Here is a 20,372-nt window from a genome sequence, read left to right on the forward strand (position 1 = left end):
ATGCAAGAAAAGTGCAAATTATTATTATGAAATCGCAATGGGCTTGCGCATTTTCATACGTCAAGCCCGGTCACACTTGGATCAGGCTTCGCGCAGCAGTTCGTTGATGCCGGTCTTGGCGCGCGTTTTTGCATCGACGCGCTTGACGATAACCGCGCAATACAAGCTGTATTTGCCGTCGGCCGAGGGCAGGCTGCCTGACACCACTACCGAACCCGAAGGGATGCGGCCGTAAGTTACTTCACCGGTGGCGCGATCATAGATCTTGGTCGACTGGCCGATGTAGACGCCCATCGAAATCACCGAGTTTTCTTCCACGATCACGCCTTCGACGATTTCCGAACGGGCGCCGATGAAGCAGTTGTCTTCGATGATGGTGGGGTTGGCCTGCATCGGTTCCAGCACGCCGCCGATGCCGACGCCGCCGGACAGGTGGACGTTCTTGCCGATCTGGGCGCAGGAGCCGACCGTGGCCCAGGTGTCGACCATGGTGCCTTCATCGACATAAGCACCGATGTTGACGTAGGACGGCATCAAGACCACATTCTTGCCGATGAAGCTGCCATGGCGGGCGACTGCCGGCGGCACTACGCGGAAACCGCCCTTGGCGAAATCTTCCGCGGTGTAGTTGGCGAACTTGGTCGGCACTTTATCGTAGAACTGCATGTTGTCGCCGGCCGGCATCGGCAGGTTGTCTTCCAGGCGGAACGACAGCAGCACGGCTTTCTTGATCCATTGGTTGACCACCCAGTTGCCGTCGGTTTTTTCGGCGACGCGCAATGTGCCCTGGTTGAGTTCGGCAATGACCTTGGCGACGGCTTCGCGGACATCGGCCGGCGCTGTCTTAGGCGAGAATTCGGTGCGCTGTTCCCAGGCCTGGTCGATAAATGCTTGCAAGGATTGAGTCATGATTATTCGTTGATATGAAAGTTTAAAAACATGGATTTGACCATGAAGACGCTTGGTAGCACATCGTCATGGTGCAATACGTAGGATCAGGCTGCTGCCGCTCAAAGTCGCAGGCTAGAGGCCACGGCAAAACGCTGTAATGCGTTGCGCCGCTTCCAGGCATTCCTCGACTTCGGCTACCAGCGCCATGCGGATGCGTTGCCGGCCCGGATTGCTGCCATGGGCGTCGCGCGCCAGATAGCTGCCGGGCAATACCGTTACATTATATTCGGCATACAGCCGCTTGGCGAAGTCGGTATCGGAGATTGCTGCCAGCTTGTCCACTTTGGCCCACAGGTAAAAGCCGGCGTCGGGCAGCGCCACATCCAGCACGGTTTGCAGCACCGGGGTGACTTGTTGAAATTTAGCCATGTATTTGGCGCGGTTTTCGACGACGTGGGTTTCGTCGTTCCAGGCGGCGACCGAAGCCGCTTGCACCGGCGGGCTCATGGCGCCGCCGTGATAAGTACGATACAGCAGGAATTTCTTCAGTATGGCGGCGTCGCCGGCGACGAAGCCGGAGCGCATGCCCGGCACGTTGGAACGTTTCGACAGGCTGGAAAAGGCGATCAGGCGCGGATAACCCTCACGGCCCAGCATGTGGGCCGCCTGCAGCCCGCCCAGCGGCGCTTCCGGCTTGAAGTAGATCTCGGAATAGCACTCGTCGGCGGCGATCACGAAACCGTGGCGGTCCGACAACGCAAACAGTTCTTTCCAGTCCTCCAGCGACAGCACGGCGCCGGTCGGATTGCCGGGCGAGCACAGGTACAGCAGCTTGACGCGCGGCCAGACATCGTCCGGCACGCTGCGGTAATCCGGAGCGAAGTTGCGGCTCGGGTCGGAATTGACGAAATACGGCTCGGCGCCGGCCAGATAGGCCGCACCCTCATAAATTTGGTAAAACGGATTGGGGCACATCACCAACGCATCTTGCTGGGCCGGATCGACCACCGTCTGCGCCAGCGCAAACAGCGCCTCGCGCGAGCCATTGACGGGCAGGATCTGGGTTGCAGGATCCAGCGGCGGCAGCCCGTAGCGGCGCTCCAGCCAGCCGGCAATCGCTGCCCGCAAGGGTTCCGCGCCTATGGTGCTGGGATAGCTCGCGAGGCCGTTCAGGTTGTCGGCCAGGGCTTGCTGGATGAATTTCGGAGTCGGGTGCTTGGGTTCGCCTATTCCCAGGCTGATTGGCTTGTACGCAGGATTGGGCGTGACGTCGGCGAACAAGGCGCGCAGTTTTTCAAACGGATACGGCTGCAGCCGGTCTAGTAATGGATTCACGTGTTTAGTAACGGATGGATAACAAAGGTGAAATGGGGGAATCGCAATGATTACGCTGTTTGCATTATATACAGAACTCTGGCTCCGATCGTCAGAAATGGCTGACTTCTCCTCGGGCGGAGGCAAATTTAGCCTGGTCATCACTGACAACTTGAAATATAAGCACTGGTCTTATTTTTCTGCGTTGTTTCCCATGCAATAAATAAAATTCGATAGACTGGGTTTTCGCCGCTTTGCCATGCTTTTGCCAGCACCCCGCGCTTGTCCGACAGCCGAAGTCTGCCGGAAGCCAGGTGCGTCACCTATCAGCCAGACTTGCCATGATTTCCCCTGCACTTAGCGATGCCGCACTGATTGCCGATATCCGGCAGCTGATTGACGCCGCCCGCCGGCGCGCGGTGCAGACCATCAACGCTGAACTGAGCTCGTTGTATTGGCAGGTAGGGCGGCGTATCCATGCTGAAGTGCTGGGCGGGAAACGGGCTGCATATGGTCACCAGATTCTGCGGAACCTGGCTGCTCAATTGACCGCTTCCTACGGTCGCGGCTGGAGCGAAAAGCAGCTGCGCCATTGTCTCCGCTTCGCAGAGACAATGCCCGACGAAGACATTGTCACCGCACTGCGGAGAGATTTGAGCTGGACCCATATCAAGACACTGATCTATATCGATGACGAGCTGAAGCGCAGTTTTTACATCGAACTGTGCCGGCTCGAACATTGGTCCTCGCGGCAGTTGCAGGAGCGCATGAATGCCATGCTGTTTGAACGCAGCACGCTGTCGAAACAGCCTAACAAAATCATTGCGCATGAAGTGGCCCAACTACGGCAGACAGGGCAGGTATTGCCGGCCTTTTTACTGAAAGACCCTTACTTGCTGGATTTTCTCGGGCTGCAGGATCGTTATCTGGAAAAAGACCTGGAAGACGCCATCTTGCGCGAGATGGAGCAGTTCCTGCTGGAGCTGGGAGCGGGATTTACATTTGTGGAAAGGCAGAAACGCCTGCAGATAGATCAGGATGATTTTTACATCGATTTGCTGTTCTACAACCGCAAGCTCAAGCGCTTGATTGCCGTCGAACTGAAGTTGGGCGATTTCAAGGCCGAGTATAAAGGGCAAATGGAGCTCTATTTGCGCTACCTGTCGAAATTCGAACAGGAACCGGACGAAAATCCGCCGCTGGGCATCATCCTGTGCACCGGCAAGAAGCAAGAGCAGATCGAATTGCTGGAGTTGAACAAGAGCGAAATCCATGTGGCCGAATATGTGACCGTGTTGCCCCCGCGCGAAGTTCTGCAGGCACGCCTTAACCTTTCGGTAGAACAGGCGCGTCAACGGCTGGAGAGCCTGGAGAAGCATACCTGACCGGCGTCAGTCGTGAAAACGCCGTCCATGCCGGCAACGGCGAACCGGCGCAATTCGTTTCCCTATCAGGAAATGGCCTTCCTCCTACGTGATTAACAGTAAGGTAACAATCACATTTCACGCTTGTCATCGCCATCCATATCGCATATATGGCAGGGCAGAATGTTATGATGTCGACCTCCTGCGAGGTTTTTCCTCGTTTTTATAGTGTGAAGTATGGCGGCTGCTTTTTCGCCGACTTTGATAAGAACAGTCGATAACGTGCGTCTAACCTCCATTAAATTATCAGGATTCAAGTCTTTCGTCGATCCCACCAATTTTCAGGTCCCGGGCCAGCTGGTCGGCGTGGTCGGACCTAACGGCTGCGGCAAGTCGAATATCATCGATGCGGTGCGCTGGGTCTTGGGCGAATCCAAGGCTTCCGAGCTGCGCGGCGAATCGATGCAGGACGTCATTTTCAACGGTTCCTCGCACCGCAAGCCGGCTGGCCGCTCATCGGTCGAACTGGTGTTCGACAACGGTCTCGGCAAAGCCGCCGGGCAGTGGAGCCAGTATGCCGAGATCGCCGTCAAGCGCACCTTGACGCGCGACGGCACCTCCACTTATTACATCAACAATCAGGCGGTGCGCCGGCGCGATATCCAGGACATTTTCCTGGGCACCGGCCTCGGCCCACGCGCTTACGCCATCATCGGCCAGGGCATGATCTCGCGCATCATCGAAGCGCGCCCGGAAGAATTGCGGATTTTCCTGGAAGAGGCCGCCGGCGTTTCCAAGTACAAGGAACGCCGCCGCGAAACCGAGAACCGCCTGAACGACACCCGTGAAAACCTGGTGCGGGTCGAAGACATCCTGCGCGAGCTCAACGCCAACCTGGAAAAGCTGCAGTCGCAGGCCGCGGTCGCCCAGAAATTCCATGAACTGCAAGGCGACCAGGAAGAAAAGCAGAAACTGCTGTGGCTGCTGCGCAAGAACGAAGCCAAGACCGAGCAGGAAAAGCATTTCCGCGATATTGAAAAAGCGCAGCTCGAACTGGAAGAACAGACCGCCAAGCTGCGCCATGTGGAAACCGAGCTGGAGCACATGCGCCAGGCGCATTACGCAGCCGGCGACCGCATGCACCAGGCACAAGGCCACCTATACCAGACCAATTCGGAAATCGGCAGCCTGGAAGCGCAGATCAAGTTTGTTATCGAGTCGCGCAATCGCCTGCAATCGCAGCTCAATTCGCTGACCGCGCAGCGCGACCAGTGGCAACGCCAGGGCAGCCAGTTCCAGGACGACCTGGTCGAGGCCGAGATGCACCTGGAAGAACTGGCGGCGCGGGTCGAGCAATCGCAGGTGGTCTCGCAGCAGCACAACGACCAGTTGCCGGCGCTGGAGCAGAGCTGGCGCGAGGCGCAGCTGAAGAGTACCGAGTCGCGCGGCAAGATCATGCAGATCCAGCAGCAGATCGAACTCGAATCCACCCATCAGCGCAACGCCTCGAATATCTTGAACGGCCTTGCCAGCCGGCGCGAACGCCTGGCGCAGGAAAAGAACGGCTTGAACCTGCCGGACAACGCCCACCTGACCAACCTGCGCATGCAGCTGGAAGAGAAGCAGGCCGGGCTGGAAGAAGTCGGCATGCAGCTGGAAGAAGTACAGGAACAGCAGCCGCGCCTGGAAGAAGAACGGCGCAATGCGCAACAGCAGGTCAATACTGAAAGCGCCAACAACGCGCAGCTGGAAGCGCGCCTGACGGCGCTCAAGCAATTGCAGGAAAGCGTACAGACCGAAGGCAAGGTGCAACCCTGGCTGCAAAAGCACGAGCTGGCTGGGCTGCCGCGCCTGTGGCAAAAACTGCATATCGACGGCGGCTGGGAAACCGCGCTGGAGTCGGTGCTGCGCGAGCGTACTTCGGCATTGGAAATGTCAAACCTGGACTGGGCCAAGGCCTTCTTCAACGATGCGCCGCCGGCCAAGCTGGCCCTGTTCTCGCCGAACGGCGTGGCGCCGGCCGACAATATTGAAACACCTGCCGGCCTCAAGCCTTTCCTCAGCCTGTTGCAGCTGAACGATCCGGGGCTGCGGGTCTTGATGCAAGACTGGCTGCACAATTTCTACGTCGCCGACGATACCGTGACAGCTTTTGCCGAGCGCAACAAACTGCCGCTGGGCGCCAGTTTCGTCACCCGCCAGGGCCACGTGATCAGCAGGACCGGCGTACGTTTTTATGCTTCCGATTCGGAGCAGGACGGCATGCTGGCGCGCCAGCAGGAAATCGAAAACATCACCAAGCAGTTGCGCGCGCAGCAGATGCTGGCCGACGAAGCACGGTCGCGTTCGGTGCGCGCCGAAGCAGCGCTGTCGCAAGCGACCCAGCGCCTGCAGGAAATGCGCCTGCGCCATACCGGCCTGACCCAGGCGGTGCATGGCTTGCAGATCGATGTCATGAAATTGTCCGAGTTGCAGGAGCGCTTCAACCAGCGCAGCTCGCAGATTGCTGCCGACCTGGCCGAAATCGCCGCGCAGGAAAGCGAGCAGCAGCAGGTCAAGATGGAATCGGAAGCCAAGTTCGAACAGCTCGACATGGAACTGGCTGAGCTGCAGGAAAAGCACGAAGACGGACAAACCGATTTCCTGGGCAAGGAACAGCAGCTCAACGATGCGCGCCAGCGTTTGCGCGAAATGGAACGCGCTGCGCAAGAAGCGGAATTTGCCGAAAAATCCCATCGCAACAAGATCGAAGAACTCAAGCGCAGCATCGCGACCGCGCTGGAGCAGGCGGCACAGCTGTTCGCCAACATGCAGCAGGGCCATCTGGAGCTGGAAAGCCTGGACGACCAGGCGGCGCAAGCCGGCCTGCAAGACTTGCTGGACAAGCGCAGCGAACAAGAGCGTGCGCTGGCCGATACCCGCCACGAGCTGGACCAGGTATCGCAGAACTTGCGCCAGCATGAAGAAACACGCTTGCAAGCCGAGCGCAGCCTGCAGCCGCAGCGTGACCGCATCATGGAATTGCAGCTGAAAGAGCAGGCCGCGCGCCTCAACCAGGAACAATACGTGCAGCAGCTGCTCGAAGCGCAGGCTGACGAAGCCGCCCTGAGCGAGAAGCTGACAACGGAAATGCGGCCATCGTACCTGCAGGGTGAAGTTACGCGCCTGACCAATGCCATCGCCGGCCTGGGCGCGGTCAACCTGGCGGCGCTGGATGAGCTGGCGCAGGCGTCCGAGCGCAAGAATTTCCTGGATGCGCAAAATGCTGACCTGACCGAAGCGATCAATACGCTGCAAGATGCAATCCACAAGATCGACAAGGAAACCCGCGACCTGCTGCAAGATACCTTCGACAAGGTCAACCACCACTTTGCCGAGCTGTTCCCGATCCTGTTCGGCGGCGGCCAGGCCAAGCTGATCATGACCGGCGACGAAATCCTCGATTCCGGCGTGCAAGTCATGGCGCAGCCGCCGGGCAAGAAGAATGCAACGATCCACTTGCTGTCAGGCGGTGAAAAGGCGCTCACGGCGACCGCCCTGGTATTTTCGATGTTCCAGCTGAATCCGGCGCCGTTCTGCCTGCTGGACGAAGTGGATGCGCCGCTGGACGACGCCAATACCGAGCGTTTCTGCAATATGGTGAAGCGGATGTCGGCCAATACCCAGTTCCTGTTCATTTCGCATAACAAGATTGCGATGGAAATGGCGCAGCAGCTGATCGGGGTGACGATGCAGGAGCAGGGGGTGTCGCGGATCGTGGCGGTCGATATGGAAGCGGCACGCAGTTTCGCCAGCGACGCCGTCGCTGCTTAAGGGTAAAACAGGCAGCCCTGGCTGGCCCGGATGCCATGCTTGGCCAGCTTGACAACTTTTTTAGACCCCACTAAGCTGATTTTCTGGTCGTAATGCAATATATTGTAAGAAATTGTCTCAATATTTTTACGTTGGCGACATATACAGTAATACTTGTATTGTTTTTATAAAAAGAAATGGCTTTGCTTGGGGAGTGCTTTGGGTTTTAAATAAGAAATAAACATATACGCGGTCACTGACAACTATTTTAGAAGTGTTTTTTCCTCGGATTCAATCAATGACCAGTCCACGATTTCAATCGCGAATTCACAGCCCGTTGACCGTTTGCACGGCAGCGCCGGCTATTAAGGCATCAACAGAATGACAGATCTACAAGCAAGCCTGTTTATCATCGGAGGCGCGTTTCTTGTCGGCGTCATTTCCTATAACAAATGGCAGGAATACAAAGCCAAGAAGAGTGTCGAGCGGGCGTTTTCCGGATCGCACGACGATGTCCTGATGACTCCCGGCAAAGCTCCGGGCAAAGACAGCGGCGAAGCGCCGCCCCGTCACGAACCTAAGCTGTTCGAAAGCGAGCTGGATGCCGATGCGCTGCCGCGTGACGATCTGGAGCAGAGCGCCGAGCAGCAGGCAATAGAGCCGCAGCTCGGCAATCCTGCGCCGGCGCAGGCGGTGCGCAAGGATCTGCCGGTGGACGAACTGATCGATTGCGCCATTCCGCTGGTGCTGGAAGCCCCGGTGCGCGGCGACAAGGCGTTGCCGGCGCTGCAAAGCTTGCGCCACGTCGGCAACAAGCCTATCCATTTCATCGGCGAAGACGCCAACGGCGAATGGGAGCCGGTGGCGCACGGCGGCATTTACAGCACCCTGCTGGCCGGAGTGCAGCTCGCCAACCGCACCAATCCGCTCAACGAAATCGAGTATTCGGAACTGGTCAGCCGCTTGCGCCAGATCGCCGACGACCTGGGCGCCGAACCGGATCTGCCGGACATGTCGGAAGTGATGCATACCGCGCGCTCCTTGCATCAGTTCGTGATCGAACACGATGCCCAGCTGGGCGTGAATATCCAGTCCAATGGCGCGCCATGGGCCATCAGCACCTTGCTGGCGGCGCTGACCCGCCAGGGTTTCGATGTGCGGCCGGAAGGCCGCATGGTGATGTCGGACGGCGAGGGCGGCCTGCTGTTCTCTTTGTCCACCAATGCCAGTGCGGTCGCCGAAACCACCAGCCGCCTGACCTTGCTGCTCGACGTGCCGCGGGTGGCGCCTGACCGTGACGGTTACGGCGCGATGGTGGCTTGCGCACGTTCATTGGCGGCACGCCTCGGCGGTGTGCTGGTCGACGACAGCAACCAGCCCCTGGCTGATGTACAGCTGGCCGAGATCGCTGGCCAGGTCGATGCCTTTTACCGTGAAATGGATGCCGCTGAAATTCCAGCCGGCTCGATTCGGGCTTTGCGTCTATTCAGTTAATCATGTCCTCATTATCATCACAAGCAGGCGGCCCGGGAAATACTTCCGATGCCGCCGAATGGCGTTCGCGCGCCACCTGGCTGGCAGCTGAGCTGAACCGCCACAACCATTCTTATTACGTGCTCGACAATCCCTCGATTCCGGATGCTGAATACGATCAGCTGTTCCGTGAATTGCAGGCGCTGGAGCAGGCCCATCCGGAGCTCAATACGCCGGATTCGCCGACCCAGCGCGTAGGCGCCGCACCGTTGCCGCTGTTCGAGCAGGTGACGCACTCGATACCGATGCTGTCCCTGGGCAACGGGTTTGAAGACAACGACATCATCGAATTCGACCGCCGCGTCAGGGATGGCCTCGATACCCAGGCCGACAGCGACATCGAGTACGCTGCCGAGCTGAAGTTCGACGGCCTGGCCATCAACCTGCGCTACGAAGACGGCGTGCTGGTGCAAGCCGCCACCCGCGGCGACGGCACCACCGGCGAAAACGTCACCAGCAACATCCGCACCGTGCGTGCGATTCCGCTGAGGCTGCATGCCGAGCGTCCGCCCAAGGTGCTGGACGTGCGCGGCGAAGTGCTGATGTTCAAGGACGATTTCGCCAAGCTCAACGCCCGCCAGCGCGAAGCGGAGATGAAGGAATTCGCCAATCCGCGCAACGCCGCCGCCGGCAGTTTGCGCCAGCTCGATTCGCGCATCACGGCGCAGCGCACCTTGCGCTTTTTTGCCTACGGCATCGGCATGCTGGAAGGCGCCGACATGCCGCCGTCGCATTCGGCGCTGCTGGACTGGTACAGCCAGCTTGGGCTGCCTGTGTGCAAGGAGCGCGGCGTCGTCAAGGGCGCCAGCGGCCTGCTGGAGTTTTTCCGCGATATCGGCGGCAAGCGCCCGCAACTGCCCTATGAAATCGACGGCGTGGTGTACAAGGTGAACCGCCTGCTGCAGCAGCAGACCTTGGGATTCGTGTCGCGCGCGCCGCGCTTTGCGCTGGCGCATAAATTTCCGGCGGAAGAAGCCACTACCCAGGTGCTGGGCATCGAAGTGCAGATCGGCCGCACCGGGGCTGTCACTCCGGTGGCGCGGCTGGCGCCGGTGTTTGTCGGCGGCGTCACGGTGACTAACGCCACCCTGCACAATGAAGACGAAGTGCGGCGCAAGGATATCCATATCGGCGACACCGTGATCGTGCGCCGTGCCGGCGATGTGATTCCGGAAGTGGTTTCCTTTGTGCCGGAACTGCGGCCAGCGGATGCGCAGCCGTTTGTCATGCCGAGCGAGTGCCCGATCTGCGGCTCTGCCATCGTCAAGCTGGAGGACGAAGCCATCGCGCGTTGCTCAGGCGGCTGGGTCAAGTGCGCGGCGCAGCGCAAGGGCGGCTTGCAGCATTTTGCATCGCGCCGGGCGATGGATATCGAAGGCCTGGGCGACCAGCTGATCGAACAGCTGGTCGATCGCGACATCATTCACACTGCGGCCGACCTGTACAAGCTGGGCCTGGTGAAACTGGCGGCGCTGGACCGCATGGCCGACAAATCGGCGCAGAATGTCATGTCTGCGCTGGAAAAATCGAAGTCGACCACGCTGGGACGTTTCATTTATGCGCTCGGCATCCGCCATGTGGGCGAGGCAACGGCGAAAGAGCTGGCGACGCACTTCGGCAACATCGACGGTTTATTGCAGGCTTCCGAGGAACAGCTGCTGGAAGTTGCCGATATCGGCCCTGTGGTGGCACGATCATTGCTGGCTTTTTTTGCAGATCCGCTGAACCGGGAGCTGGTCGAACAGTTGCGGGCCGCCGGAATCCACTGGCCGGAGAACTTGCCGGCTGCCGGCGGGTCCAAGTTCTTGTTAGGCAAGACCTTCGTGCTGACCGGCAGCCTGCCGACCCTGACGCGCGATGCTGCCGCTGCCATGATTGAGGCGGCAGGCGGCAAAGTGACAGGTTCGGTTTCCAAGAAGACCAGCTATGTGGTCGCGGGCGCTGAGGCCGGCAGCAAACTGACTAAGGCGGAAGAACTGGACATCCCTATACTGGATGAGGACGGACTCCGCACTCTTTTAGAAAGCAATCATGACCAAGATTAGAAAAGCCGTATTTCCCGTCGCCGGCCTGGGCAGCCGTTTTTTACCTGCCACCAAGGCGCAGCCGAAAGAAATGCTGCCTATCGTCGACAAGCCCTTGATCCAGTATGCAGTGGAAGAAGCTGTCGCCGCCGGCATCACCGACATGGTGTTCATTACCGGCCGCAACAAGCGCGCGATCGAGGACCACTTCGACAAGGCCTACGAGCTGGAAACCGAACTGGAAGCGGCCGGCAAAGCGCGCTTGCTGGAGCTGGTGCAAAACGTCATTCCCAAGCACATCAATTGCATTTTCATTCGCCAATCGGAAATGCTGGGACTGGGACACGCAGTGCTGTGCGCGCGTCCGGTGGTCGGCGACGATCCTTTTGCGGTGCTGCTGGCCGACGATTTCATGGATGTGGCGGCCGGACAAAAACCTGTGCTGGCGCAGATGACCGATATCTTCGCCGCCGAAAAATCGAGCATGCTTGCAGTGCAAGACGTGCCGCGCGCCGATACCAAGCAGTACGGCATCGTCAGCATCGATGCTTACAAGACGGACCTGGAAAAGGTCAACAGCATCGTTGAAAAGCCGCAGCCCGACCAGGCGCCTTCCACCTTGGCGGTGGTTGGCCGCTATGTGCTGACCAACGGCATTTTCGATTGCCTGGAAGGCTTGGGCAAAGGCGCCGGCGGCGAGATCCAGCTGACCGACGGCATTGCCGCATTGATGAAAAAAGAACGCGTGCTGGCCTACCGCTACGCCGGCCAGCGTTATGATTGCGGCTCCAAGCTGGGTTATCTGCAAGCGACGCTGGCGATGGGCCTGAAACATCCGGAAACCGGCGCGGCGTTTGCCGAGTACCTGAAACAATTCAAATAATCCTACTGAAGATCGCGCCATGACCGTTCGTGAAATCCTGAAAATGGGCGATCCGCGCCTGCTGCGGCAAGCCGAGCCGGTCACTGCCTTTGGCACGTCGGAACTGGAGGCGCTGATCGCCGACATGTTCGATACCATGTATGCGGCCAACGGCGCCGGCCTGGCGGCGCCGCAGATCGGCGTCAACCTGCAGCTGGTGATCTTCGGTTTCAAGAACAACGTGCGTTATCCCGATGCGCCGGCGGTGCCGGAAACGGTGCTGATCAACCCGGTATTGCGGCCGCTTTCCGACGAAACCGAAGACGGCTGGGAAGGCTGCCTGTCGGTGCCCGGCCTGCGCGGCGTGGTGCCGCGCTGGACCAGCCTGCATTACGAAGGCTTCGACCAGACCGGCGCAGCCATCAGCCGCGACGTCGACGGTTTTCATGCACGTGTTGTGCAACATGAAACCGATCATCTGAATGGCATCCTGTATCCGATGCGTATCAAGGATTTCACCCGCTTCGGTTTTACCGAAGTGCTGTTCCCCGAGCTGGATCCCAGCCACGACGACTGATTTGCGGTTTTCCGGCGTTGGCCGGACTGCAATCCCTATTTCATTCGGCCGTTGAGAGGTTGAATGCCATGCCGGTTGTCGCCGGCAATATATAATTGCAAGAAAGCCAAGCATGGCGGCGCCTGCCGCTGCTGCTTGTGCGCCTCTTCAATCTGCTTACTTCGGAAACCCACCCATGCACCATGCGGTAGAAACGTTTATCCAGGATCTGGCCGTGATCATGCTGATTGCAGGCGTCGTGACAGTGCTGTTCAATCGTTTCAAGCAGCCGGTGGTGCTTGGCTACATCGTCGCCGGCGTCATCATCGGACCGCATACGCCGCCGTTTTCACTGATCACGGATGAGCGCACGATCCAGATCCTGGCGGAACTGGGCGTGATCTTCCTGCTGTTTTCGCTGGGCCTGGAATTCAGCCTGAAGAAACTCGGCAAGGTCGGCGCTACGGCTTTCGTGGCGGCCCTGGCGGAGATTACGCTGATGCTGTGGGTGGGTTACGAGATCGGGATCTATTTCGGCTGGAAGACGATGGACGCGGTATTCCTCGGCGCCATGCTGTCGGTATCGTCGACTACCATCATCGTCAAGGCGCTCAACGAACTGGGCATGAAGCGCGAGAAATTCGCCCAGCTGATTTTCGGCATCCTGATTGTCGAGGATGTGCTGGCGATCGGCATGATTGCCTTGCTGTCCGGGGTGGCGACCAGCGGTTCGGTGGATGCCGGCGACGCCGCGGTCACCATCGGCAAGCTGGTGCTGTTCATGATCGTGTCGCTGGTGGCCGGCATCCTGGTGGTGCCGCGCCTGCTCGATTATGTGGCCAGGTTCAAGAGCAAGGAAATGCTGCTGGTAACCGTGCTCGGCCTGTGTTTCGGCTTCTGCCTGCTGGTCATGAAAATGCAGTACAGCGTGGCGCTGGGCGCCTTCATCATTGGCGCGGTGATGGCCGAGTCGCGCCATCTGCATCAGATCGAACGTCTGATCGAACCGGTGCGCGACATGTTCAGCGCCATCTTTTTCGTCGCCATCGGGCTGCTGTTCAATCCCTCCATCCTGGCCCAGTACTGGCTGCCGATCGGCGTGATTACATTGGCCGTGGTGCTGGGCAAGGTGGTCAGCTGCGGCCTGGCGACTTTCCTTTCGGGCCACGACGGCCGCACCTCGATGCGGGTCGGCATGGGGCTGTCGCAGATCGGCGAGTTTTCATTCATCATCGCGGCGCTTGGCGTCAGCCTGAAAGTCACCAGCGATTTCCTGTATCCGACCGTGGTGGCCGTTTCCGCCGTCACTACCTTGCTGACACCCTACCTGATCAAGCTGGCCGATCCGCTCTCGACCCGCCTGGCGCAGGCCATGCCGCAGAAGCTGGCGTCGGTGTTCGGCATGTATTCAACCTGGCTGGACAGCCTGCAGCCGCAAGGCGACCGTGCCGAACTGTCGCGCATCATCCGCCGCATCCTGATGCAGGTGGTGGTGAACCTGGCGCTGGTGGTGGCGATTTTCATCATCGGCGGCTATTTTGCCGAGGCGCTCGGCAACAGCATGTCGGCGTGGGTGGCGGATGCGCAAGTGCAGAACGCGATCGTATGGGGTGGTGCGCTGCTGATTTCGCTGCCTTTCCTGATCGCAACCTATCGCAAACTGCATGCGCTGAGCATGCTGCTGGCGGAAATCAGCGTCAAGCCGGAATGGGCCGGTTCCTACAGCCACGCGGTGCGGCGCGTGGTCGCCGAGGTAATCCCGGTGGTGTCGATCATCGGCATCATGCTGATGATTGCAGCGCTCAGCAGCAGGATCCTGCCGCCGACCAACCTGTTGATCCTGGTGCTGGTGGCTGCCGCCGCACTGGTGTTAGTGTTGTGGCAACGGTTTGTGAAATTGCATTCGAAGCTGCAAATCGCGCTGCGCGAAACGCTGGAGCAACAGCCCGACGAAAATCACTGAAACGAGAGAAGGGCGGCTTTGTTTTCCAAATTCGTCGTCTCGTTTGGTTAAAATAGCGTCTTTACTTCTTTTTCAAGACAAAGCCATGACTGCCATGACCCAGGACGAACTCAAACAAGCCGTTGCCCGTGAAGCAATCAAATACGTGGTGGACGGCCAGATTGTCGGCGTCGGCACTGGCTCAACCGCCAATTTTTTCATTGACGAACTGGCCAAGATCAAGCACCGCATCAAAGGCGCGGTGGCATCGTCGGAAGCCACCGCGGCGCGGCTGCGCGCGCACGACATCGAGGTGTACGACCTGAACCAGGTCGCGACCATGCCCGTCTATATCGACGGCGCCGACGAAATCACCGAGCAGGGCGCCATGATCAAGGGTGGCGGTGCGGCCTTGACGCGCGAAAAGATCGTCGCCTCGGTGGCTGAAAAATTCATCTGCATCGCCGACGGCTCCAAGCTGGTCAAGGTGCTTGGCAAGTTTCCGCTGCCGGTCGAAGTGATCCCGATGGCGCAGGCCGTAGTGGCGCGCAAGCTGATCAAGCTGGGCGGCGAACCGCGTTTGCGCTTCAAGGACGGCAAGCCGCTGATTACCGACAACGGCTGCGTGATCATCGACATGGTCGACCTGAAAATCACCGATCCGGTCGAGCTGGAACGGCAAATCAACCAGATCACCGGGGTGGTGACAGTCGGGCTGTTTGCCCAGCAAGGAGCGGATGTCTGTTTGCTGGGGACGCCGGATGGCGTGAAGACGCTGAAATTCTGACCAGGACTGCGGTCGCACGGAATTGAAAAAAGCCCGGATTCCGGGCTTTTTTTTTGCGCTGAAAACCAGGGCGGGAGTCCTGGCCAGCAATCCGGCCAGCCTATCCGATGTCCATAGACTGTTGTGTATTGGAAACTAAAATCTTTATCAAAAAAGACATTTTTCGGTAGCCATTATATTCGGCAGCGCTATCGCAGCGGCAAATCCATGTCGATTATTGATACATATCGGCGCTGTCGTCATTTATTCCAGAGAATGCGTCGATTTCGGCTATTGCTCATATATAAGCTCGTATAACGCATATCCTCAGTCACAAATGTCATAAACGGCTGCCAAAAAACAACAAGTATGCTCAACTTCACCTAAATTTTTCTTTTATTTCAAAGAAGTCCGCAAAAATCAATGCAATTTTCTTATGGATAGGTAATATCTAGGCCGTTCCACTTGTAACAATTAGTAACGTCGCTAAAAACGTTGCCAAAATACTCAAGCAGGACACCGGGATAAGATTATTTACATACCAACAAAGGGTAGAAATGAAAAAGACCGTATTCGCATTAGCCGCCCTCGGCCTGATCGGCGCCAATGCACAAGCACAAACCAACGTCACCATCTATGGCGTGATCGACGCTGGCCTTACTTACACCAGCAAAGTCGGTCCGAAGAACGACGGTCGCTTCAGCCTGGATTCCGGCGACATGGCGACTTCCCGTATCGGCTTCCGCGGAACGGAAGACCTGGGCGGCGGCTTGAAAGCTGTTTTCCAGCTGGAAAACGGTTTCAATGCAGACGACGGTTCGCTCGCTACTGCCAGCACACTATTTGACCGTAAGGCGGTAGTCGGCCTGTCCGGCAGCTTCGGTACCGTCACCCTCGGCCGCCAGACCGACTACCTGGATGACATCGGCAGCAAATATACGTCGGTGCAGACATTCGGCAGCAACGGCATCAAAGCCGGCCATTTCAATAACCTGGACCGCGTCGGCGGCGTCCGTGCGAATAACTCGATCCGCTATGACAGCGCCAACCTGAGCGGCTTCACCGGCAGCCTGTTCTACGGTTTCGGCGAAGTTGCCGGCCAGACTTCGGCAGGCCAGTCATTCGGCCTGGCAGGCAACTATGCAAATGGCCCGTTCGGCATCGGCCTCGGCTACTTCCAGACCAAGCTGGCTGCCGATGCGCTGCCTAGCAAGGCTGGCGACACCGACCTCAAGACCTTCACCCTCGGCGCCAGCTACCAAGCCGGCCCAGCCAAGATCTACGGCGCATGGTCGCAAACCAAGCGTCCGTTGGCTGCCGCACTGGCGGCGACCGGCCTGGTCAACATCACTACCGCGACCAAAGCCAACATCTTCGACCTGGGCGTCGATTATTCGCTGACTGGCAACCTGCATCTGCTGGCCAGCGTGATCTATGACCGCGCCGACCTCAGCCGCAAGACAGCCGGTTCGACCAAGGGCAAGACTACCCAGCTGAACCTGGGCGTGGACTACTACCTGTCGAAGCGCACCGACCTGTATGCTCTGTACACCAACCAGCGCGCCAACGACGTCAACAACCCAGGTGTGATCAACGCTGCATACAGCAGCGCACCGGCGGACGACACCAGCCAGAACGTATTGCGCGTAGGCCTGCGCCACAAGTTCTGATTGTTGGAAGCTAACTAGCAGCAAAAGGCAATATGGGCGGGGAAGCGAATATGCTTCCCCGCCATTTTTTTATCAAGCCAGCCAACGCAGCACCAGCATATTGATCAAGGCGCCGCCGACGATCAGCCAGCCGAACAATACCGCCGCAAACACCAGCGGTTTGACTCCTGCGGTGCGCAGCGAGGAAAAATGGGTGGATATGCCCAGCGCCGCCATCGCCATGGCCAGCAACACGTTGTCGGCATCGTTGACATGCGACACCAGCGCACCCGGCAGCAGGTGCAGTGAATTGAGCGCTACGATCGCTACAAAACCGAATGCAAACCAGGGAATCGCCAGGCGGCCTTTTGCGCTGCTGCCTGCTTTCCTGGCGGCGCAGCTTTTCTTCGAGATGTAAGCCGACAGCAGCATCAGGAACGGCGCCAGCATCATCACTCTCACCATCTTGGTAATCACCGCCGTATTGGCCGCATCGGGGCTGATGGCGCGGGCCGCGGCCACCACTTGAGCCACTTCATGCACGGTGGACCCGGTAAAGATGCCATAGGCTTGCGGCGAAGCCGCCAGGAACTGCCAGTGCAGGTTGAGCTGGTACAGCAGCGGATAGAGAAAGATCGCCAGCGACCCGAACACTACGACGGTCGCCACCGCCACCGTCACCTGCGCCGGCTTTGCCCGCAGCACAGGTTCGGTAGCCATCACGGCAGCCGCGCCGCAGATCGAGCTGCCGGCGCCGATCAGCATGGCGGTTTCGCGGTCCAGCTTGAATACGCGGGTGCCGAGCAGCAGCGCCATGCCGAAGGTGGAGCACAGGACCAGGGCGTCGATCAGCACGCCGCTCAGCCCGACGTGGCCGATATCCTGGAACGTCAGCCGGAAACCGTAGAGGATGATGCCCAGCCGCAGCAGGTTTTGCTTGGAGAAATTGACACCGGCGGCGCAGGAGGGGGCAATCCGCTGGTAACCCAGGTTGCCGGCCAGCATGCCGAGCACGATAGCCAGGGTCAGCGCGCTGAAGCCGTGTGACTGCAGCCAGTCTATCCTGGCGGCGGCGATTGCAGCTGCTGCAATCAGGGCGCTAAGCGCCAGTCCGGCCAGCAGCGGAGGCGGCGTTTTTACGGGGCGGGATGTTGTTGTCAGCGTCGAGGTATTCACTAGGACTTCCAGTCAGATGCGGCCATGCCGCCATGGAAGTCACTATAGCTATTTGATATCTAAAAGAAAAACAGATTAATTTTGTATAATTAACCTGTTTTTCAGGTAAATTGATCTCGATAAATGTTTCAGACAAAGGCCAACATGCGCCTCACTATCAGGCAATTGCAGATTTTCCTGGCGATAGCCCAGTCCGGCAGCACGACAGCGGCGGCGGTACAGATCGCCTTGTCGCAGTCGGCCGCCAGCGCCGCCCTGAACGAGCTGGAAAACCTGCTCGACTGCCGTTTGTTCGACCGCGTCGGCAAGCGCCTGATCCTCAATGACAACGGCCGCCTGCTGCTGCCGCAGGCGGGCCAGGTGGTGGATGCCGCCAAGACCATAGAACAGCAGTTCCTGGCGCCAGGCATGGCGCAGGGCGGCAGCCTGCAGATCGGTTCCAGCACTACCATTGGCAGTTACCTGCTGCCTGCGCTGATTGCCGCTTACCGGCAACAGCACAGCGAGCTGCAAGTGCGGGTGACGATCGCCAATACCGCCGACATCGTCGCCGCCGTGGTCAATTTCGAAGTCGACGTCGGCCTTATCGAAGGCCCTAGCCATGCCGCCGACCTGCAGGTGGAGCCATGGATGGTCGACGAGTTGCTGGTGGTTGCTTCGCCGCAGCATCCGTTGGCCGGCGGCGACCAGAAAGTCGGCTTGGCGCAGCTGCGCCAAGCCGAATGGCTGCTGCGCGAGCCAGGCTCAGGCACGCGTGAAGCCGTCGAACAAGCCTTGCTGCCGCATCTGCACCATTTGCGGCAAAGCTATGAATTCGGCAATTCGGAAGCGATCAAGCACGCGACCGCAGCCGGCCTCGGCATCAGTTGCCTGTCGCATGCGGTGGTAGCCGATTTCCTGCAAAGCGGACGGCTGGTGGAGCTGAAAACATCGCTGCCAAGATTGCATCGGCACTTCTACCTGGTCCACAGCAAGCACAAGATCCTGTCGCTGCGGCTGATGCAGTTCCTGGCGTATTGCCGCAGCTGGTCTTGAATATCCTTTGTTTCCAGCTGTCGTATGTGGCTGCCTTGCCAATGTCGATATCAAAATGGATATCGGTTGTGATAAAAAAGTGATTAGTAAGACTAGCCAAGTGTTTTTACACTGGCTTCGGTATTTATTCTCTTGAGATTGGCGGGGAAAAGCCTGTCGTGCGATTTTCTTCTTCACTATATTGATATCTGAAACCGTATCGAAACTACGAAAAAATTCATTTGTTTGATATCAATGATGTTCGTAAGATAGTGAGGAATTTCATCAGGAAAGGTCTATATTTACTGTTACCCGGCAACGGACCACGCAGTCAATGCAGGTGCATCACAATGTTCTGGCGCAAGATCAAAATAACTAAAGGAGACAAGCTGTGAAAATGTTTAAAACGACGATTGTTGGATTGCTGATTGGCGCATTCGGCCTGGTGTCCCAGGCTGGCGCGCAGGAGAAAGGTCCGATCGGCATTTCGATGCCTACCAAATCCTCGGCGCGCTGGATCGCCGATGGCGACAATATGGTCAAGGTATTCAAGGAAAAAGGCTACAAGACCGACCTGCAATACGCTGAAGACGACATCCCGAACCAGCTGGCGCAGATCGAGAACATGGTGACCAAAGGCGTCAAGGTGCTGGTGATCGCCGCCATTGACGGCACTACCTTATCCAACGCCTTGCAAAAAGCTGCCGACAAGGGCATCAAGGTCATCGCCTATGACCGCCTGATCCGCGGTTCCAAGAACGTCGACTACTACGCTACTTTCGACAATTTCCAGGTCGGCGTGCTGCAAGCCGGCTATATCGAAAAAACACTTGGCCTGAAGGAAGGCAAGGGCCCGTTCAATATCGAATTGTTCGGCGGTTCGGCTGACGACAATAACGCCTTCTTCTTCTACAACGGCGCGATGTCGGTGCTGCAGCCGTATATCGACAAAGGCAAGCTGGTGGTGCGCAGCAAGCAGACCGGCATGGACAAGGTTTCGACCTTGCGCTGGGATGGCGCGGTAGCCCAGGCGCGCATGGATAACCTGCTCAGCGCCTACTACGGCAACGCCCACGTGGACGCAGTGCTGTCGCCGTACGACGGCATCAGCATCGGCATCCTGTCGTCGCTCAAGGGCGTAGGCTACGGCACGCCGAAGCAACCGATGCCGATCGTGACCGGCCAGGACGCTGAAGTCCCTTCGGTGAAATCGATCGTGCGCGGCGAGCAGCGCCAGACCGTATTCAAGGATACGCGCGAACTGGCCAAGGTGACGGTCGGCATGGTAGACGCCATGCTGAGCGGCAAGGCGCCGGCCATCAACGATACCAAGACGTATAACAACGGCGTCAAGATCGTGCCTTCCTACCTGTTGAAGCCAGTCAGCGTCGATGCCTCCAACTGGAAGCAAGTGCTGGTCGGCAGCGGTTACTACACCGAAGCCCAGATCAAATAAGCGTCGGCCGGGATGTAGCAATACGTAGTAATG

The 20,372-nt window shown here is 58.4% G+C and carries 14 protein-coding genes; 11 read left to right on the forward strand and 3 right to left on the reverse strand.

Translation table 11 applies throughout. From position 1 onward, the window contains the following. Positions 1-81: 81 nt before the first annotated feature. Together dapD and dapC are read right to left on the reverse strand one after the other, a co-directional pair. Positions 82-909 carry a 2,3,4,5-tetrahydropyridine-2,6-dicarboxylate N-succinyltransferase gene (gene dapD, locus CFter6_RS07455; RefSeq protein WP_014005275.1) on the reverse strand — a complete coding sequence of 276 codons (828 nt, stop codon included), beginning with the start codon at positions 907-909 and terminating at the stop codon, positions 82-84. Between the two features lie 114 nt (positions 910-1,023). Continuing rightward, positions 1,024-2,226: a succinyldiaminopimelate transaminase gene (dapC, locus tag CFter6_RS07460; RefSeq protein ID WP_061539387.1), complete on the reverse strand. Its 1,203-nt coding sequence runs from the start codon at positions 2,224-2,226 to the stop codon at positions 1,024-1,026. A 320-nt stretch (positions 2,227-2,546) separates the two neighbouring features. Between dapC and CFter6_RS07465 the strand changes: the two genes are divergently transcribed. The 9 genes from CFter6_RS07465 (at position 2,547) to CFter6_RS07505 (ending at position 16,714) form a co-directional block, all read left to right on the forward strand. After that, complete coding sequence (locus tag CFter6_RS07465; RefSeq protein WP_061539388.1) at positions 2,547-3,590, forward strand: PDDEXK nuclease domain-containing protein; 1,044 nt, start codon at positions 2,547-2,549, stop codon at positions 3,588-3,590. 261 nt (positions 3,591-3,851) lie between these two features. Beyond that, the gene (smc, locus tag CFter6_RS07470; RefSeq protein ID WP_061542258.1) at positions 3,852-7,382 is read left to right on the forward strand and encodes a chromosome segregation protein SMC; all 3,531 of its coding nucleotides are present in this window, start codon (positions 3,852-3,854) and stop codon (positions 7,380-7,382) included. A 360-nt stretch (positions 7,383-7,742) separates the two neighbouring features. Next, positions 7,743-8,855 carry a cell division protein ZipA C-terminal FtsZ-binding domain-containing protein gene (locus CFter6_RS07475; protein WP_061539389.1) on the forward strand — a complete coding sequence of 371 codons (1,113 nt, stop codon included), beginning with the start codon at positions 7,743-7,745 and terminating at the stop codon, positions 8,853-8,855. 2 nt (positions 8,856-8,857) lie between these two features. After that, positions 8,858-10,939, forward strand: coding sequence for an NAD-dependent DNA ligase LigA (gene ligA, locus CFter6_RS07480; protein WP_061539390.1), 2,082 nt, complete (start codon positions 8,858-8,860; stop codon positions 10,937-10,939). Further along, positions 10,926-11,801, forward strand: coding sequence for a UTP--glucose-1-phosphate uridylyltransferase GalU (gene galU / locus CFter6_RS07485; protein WP_061539391.1), 876 nt, complete (start codon positions 10,926-10,928; stop codon positions 11,799-11,801). The genes ligA and galU overlap by 14 nt, the downstream gene beginning before the upstream one ends. Positions 11,802-11,820: 19 nt before the next feature. Next, positions 11,821-12,357, forward strand: a complete 537-nt coding sequence (gene def / locus CFter6_RS07490) for a peptide deformylase (RefSeq protein WP_061539392.1) — start codon at positions 11,821-11,823, stop codon at positions 12,355-12,357. A 175-nt stretch (positions 12,358-12,532) separates the two neighbouring features. Next, positions 12,533-14,299, forward strand: a complete 1,767-nt coding sequence (locus CFter6_RS07495; RefSeq protein ID WP_061539393.1) for a cation:proton antiporter — start codon at positions 12,533-12,535, stop codon at positions 14,297-14,299. A gap of 94 nt (positions 14,300-14,393) precedes the next feature. Continuing rightward, positions 14,394-15,065 (forward strand): ribose-5-phosphate isomerase RpiA, encoded by a 672-nt coding sequence (rpiA, locus tag CFter6_RS07500; RefSeq protein WP_041743081.1) that lies wholly within the window; start codon positions 14,394-14,396, stop codon positions 15,063-15,065. A 536-nt stretch (positions 15,066-15,601) separates the two neighbouring features. Next, positions 15,602-16,714 (forward strand): porin, encoded by a 1,113-nt coding sequence (locus CFter6_RS07505; protein WP_061539394.1) that lies wholly within the window; start codon positions 15,602-15,604, stop codon positions 16,712-16,714. A 72-nt stretch (positions 16,715-16,786) separates the two neighbouring features. Here CFter6_RS07505 and CFter6_RS07510 read toward each other — a convergent pair whose 3' ends face one another. Further along, entirely contained in the window at positions 16,787-17,869 is a 1,083-nt protein-coding gene (locus CFter6_RS07510) for a YeiH family protein (RefSeq protein ID WP_061539395.1), read from the reverse strand. A gap of 144 nt (positions 17,870-18,013) precedes the next feature. On the opposite strand from CFter6_RS07510, the gene CFter6_RS07515 reads away from it, so the two are divergent. Both CFter6_RS07515 and chvE read left to right on the forward strand, forming a co-directional pair. Continuing rightward, positions 18,014-18,904, forward strand: a complete 891-nt coding sequence (locus tag CFter6_RS07515; protein ID WP_061542259.1) for a LysR family transcriptional regulator — start codon at positions 18,014-18,016, stop codon at positions 18,902-18,904. Between the two features lie 376 nt (positions 18,905-19,280). Continuing rightward, positions 19,281-20,339, forward strand: coding sequence for a multiple monosaccharide ABC transporter substrate-binding protein (gene chvE, locus CFter6_RS07520; protein WP_061539396.1), 1,059 nt, complete (start codon positions 19,281-19,283; stop codon positions 20,337-20,339). Positions 20,340-20,372 lie beyond the last annotated feature (33 nt).

Source organism: Collimonas fungivorans (genome assembly GCF_001584145.1).
GTDB classification, from domain to species: Bacteria; Pseudomonadota; Gammaproteobacteria; order Burkholderiales; family Burkholderiaceae_D; genus Collimonas; species Collimonas fungivorans.

Coding starts and splice junctions, on each gene's coding strand:
- dapD (WP_014005275.1), bottom strand. CDS start 909: ATGACTCAATCCTTGCAAGCATTTATCGACCAGGCCTGGGAACAGCGC.
- CFter6_RS07465 (WP_061539388.1), top strand. CDS start 2,547: ATGATTTCCCCTGCACTTAGCGATGCCGCACTGATTGCCGATATCCGG.
- CFter6_RS07475 (WP_061539389.1), top strand. CDS start 7,743: ATGACAGATCTACAAGCAAGCCTGTTTATCATCGGAGGCGCGTTTCTT.
- ligA (WP_061539390.1), top strand. CDS start 8,858: ATGTCCTCATTATCATCACAAGCAGGCGGCCCGGGAAATACTTCCGAT.
- galU (WP_061539391.1), top strand. CDS start 10,926: ATGACCAAGATTAGAAAAGCCGTATTTCCCGTCGCCGGCCTGGGCAGC.
- def (WP_061539392.1), top strand. CDS start 11,821: ATGACCGTTCGTGAAATCCTGAAAATGGGCGATCCGCGCCTGCTGCGG.
- CFter6_RS07495 (WP_061539393.1), top strand. CDS start 12,533: ATGCACCATGCGGTAGAAACGTTTATCCAGGATCTGGCCGTGATCATG.
- rpiA (WP_041743081.1), top strand. CDS start 14,394: ATGACCCAGGACGAACTCAAACAAGCCGTTGCCCGTGAAGCAATCAAA.
- CFter6_RS07505 (WP_061539394.1), top strand. CDS start 15,602: ATGAAAAAGACCGTATTCGCATTAGCCGCCCTCGGCCTGATCGGCGCC.
- CFter6_RS07515 (WP_061542259.1), top strand. CDS start 18,014: ATGCGCCTCACTATCAGGCAATTGCAGATTTTCCTGGCGATAGCCCAG.
- chvE (WP_061539396.1), top strand. CDS start 19,281: ATGTTTAAAACGACGATTGTTGGATTGCTGATTGGCGCATTCGGCCTG.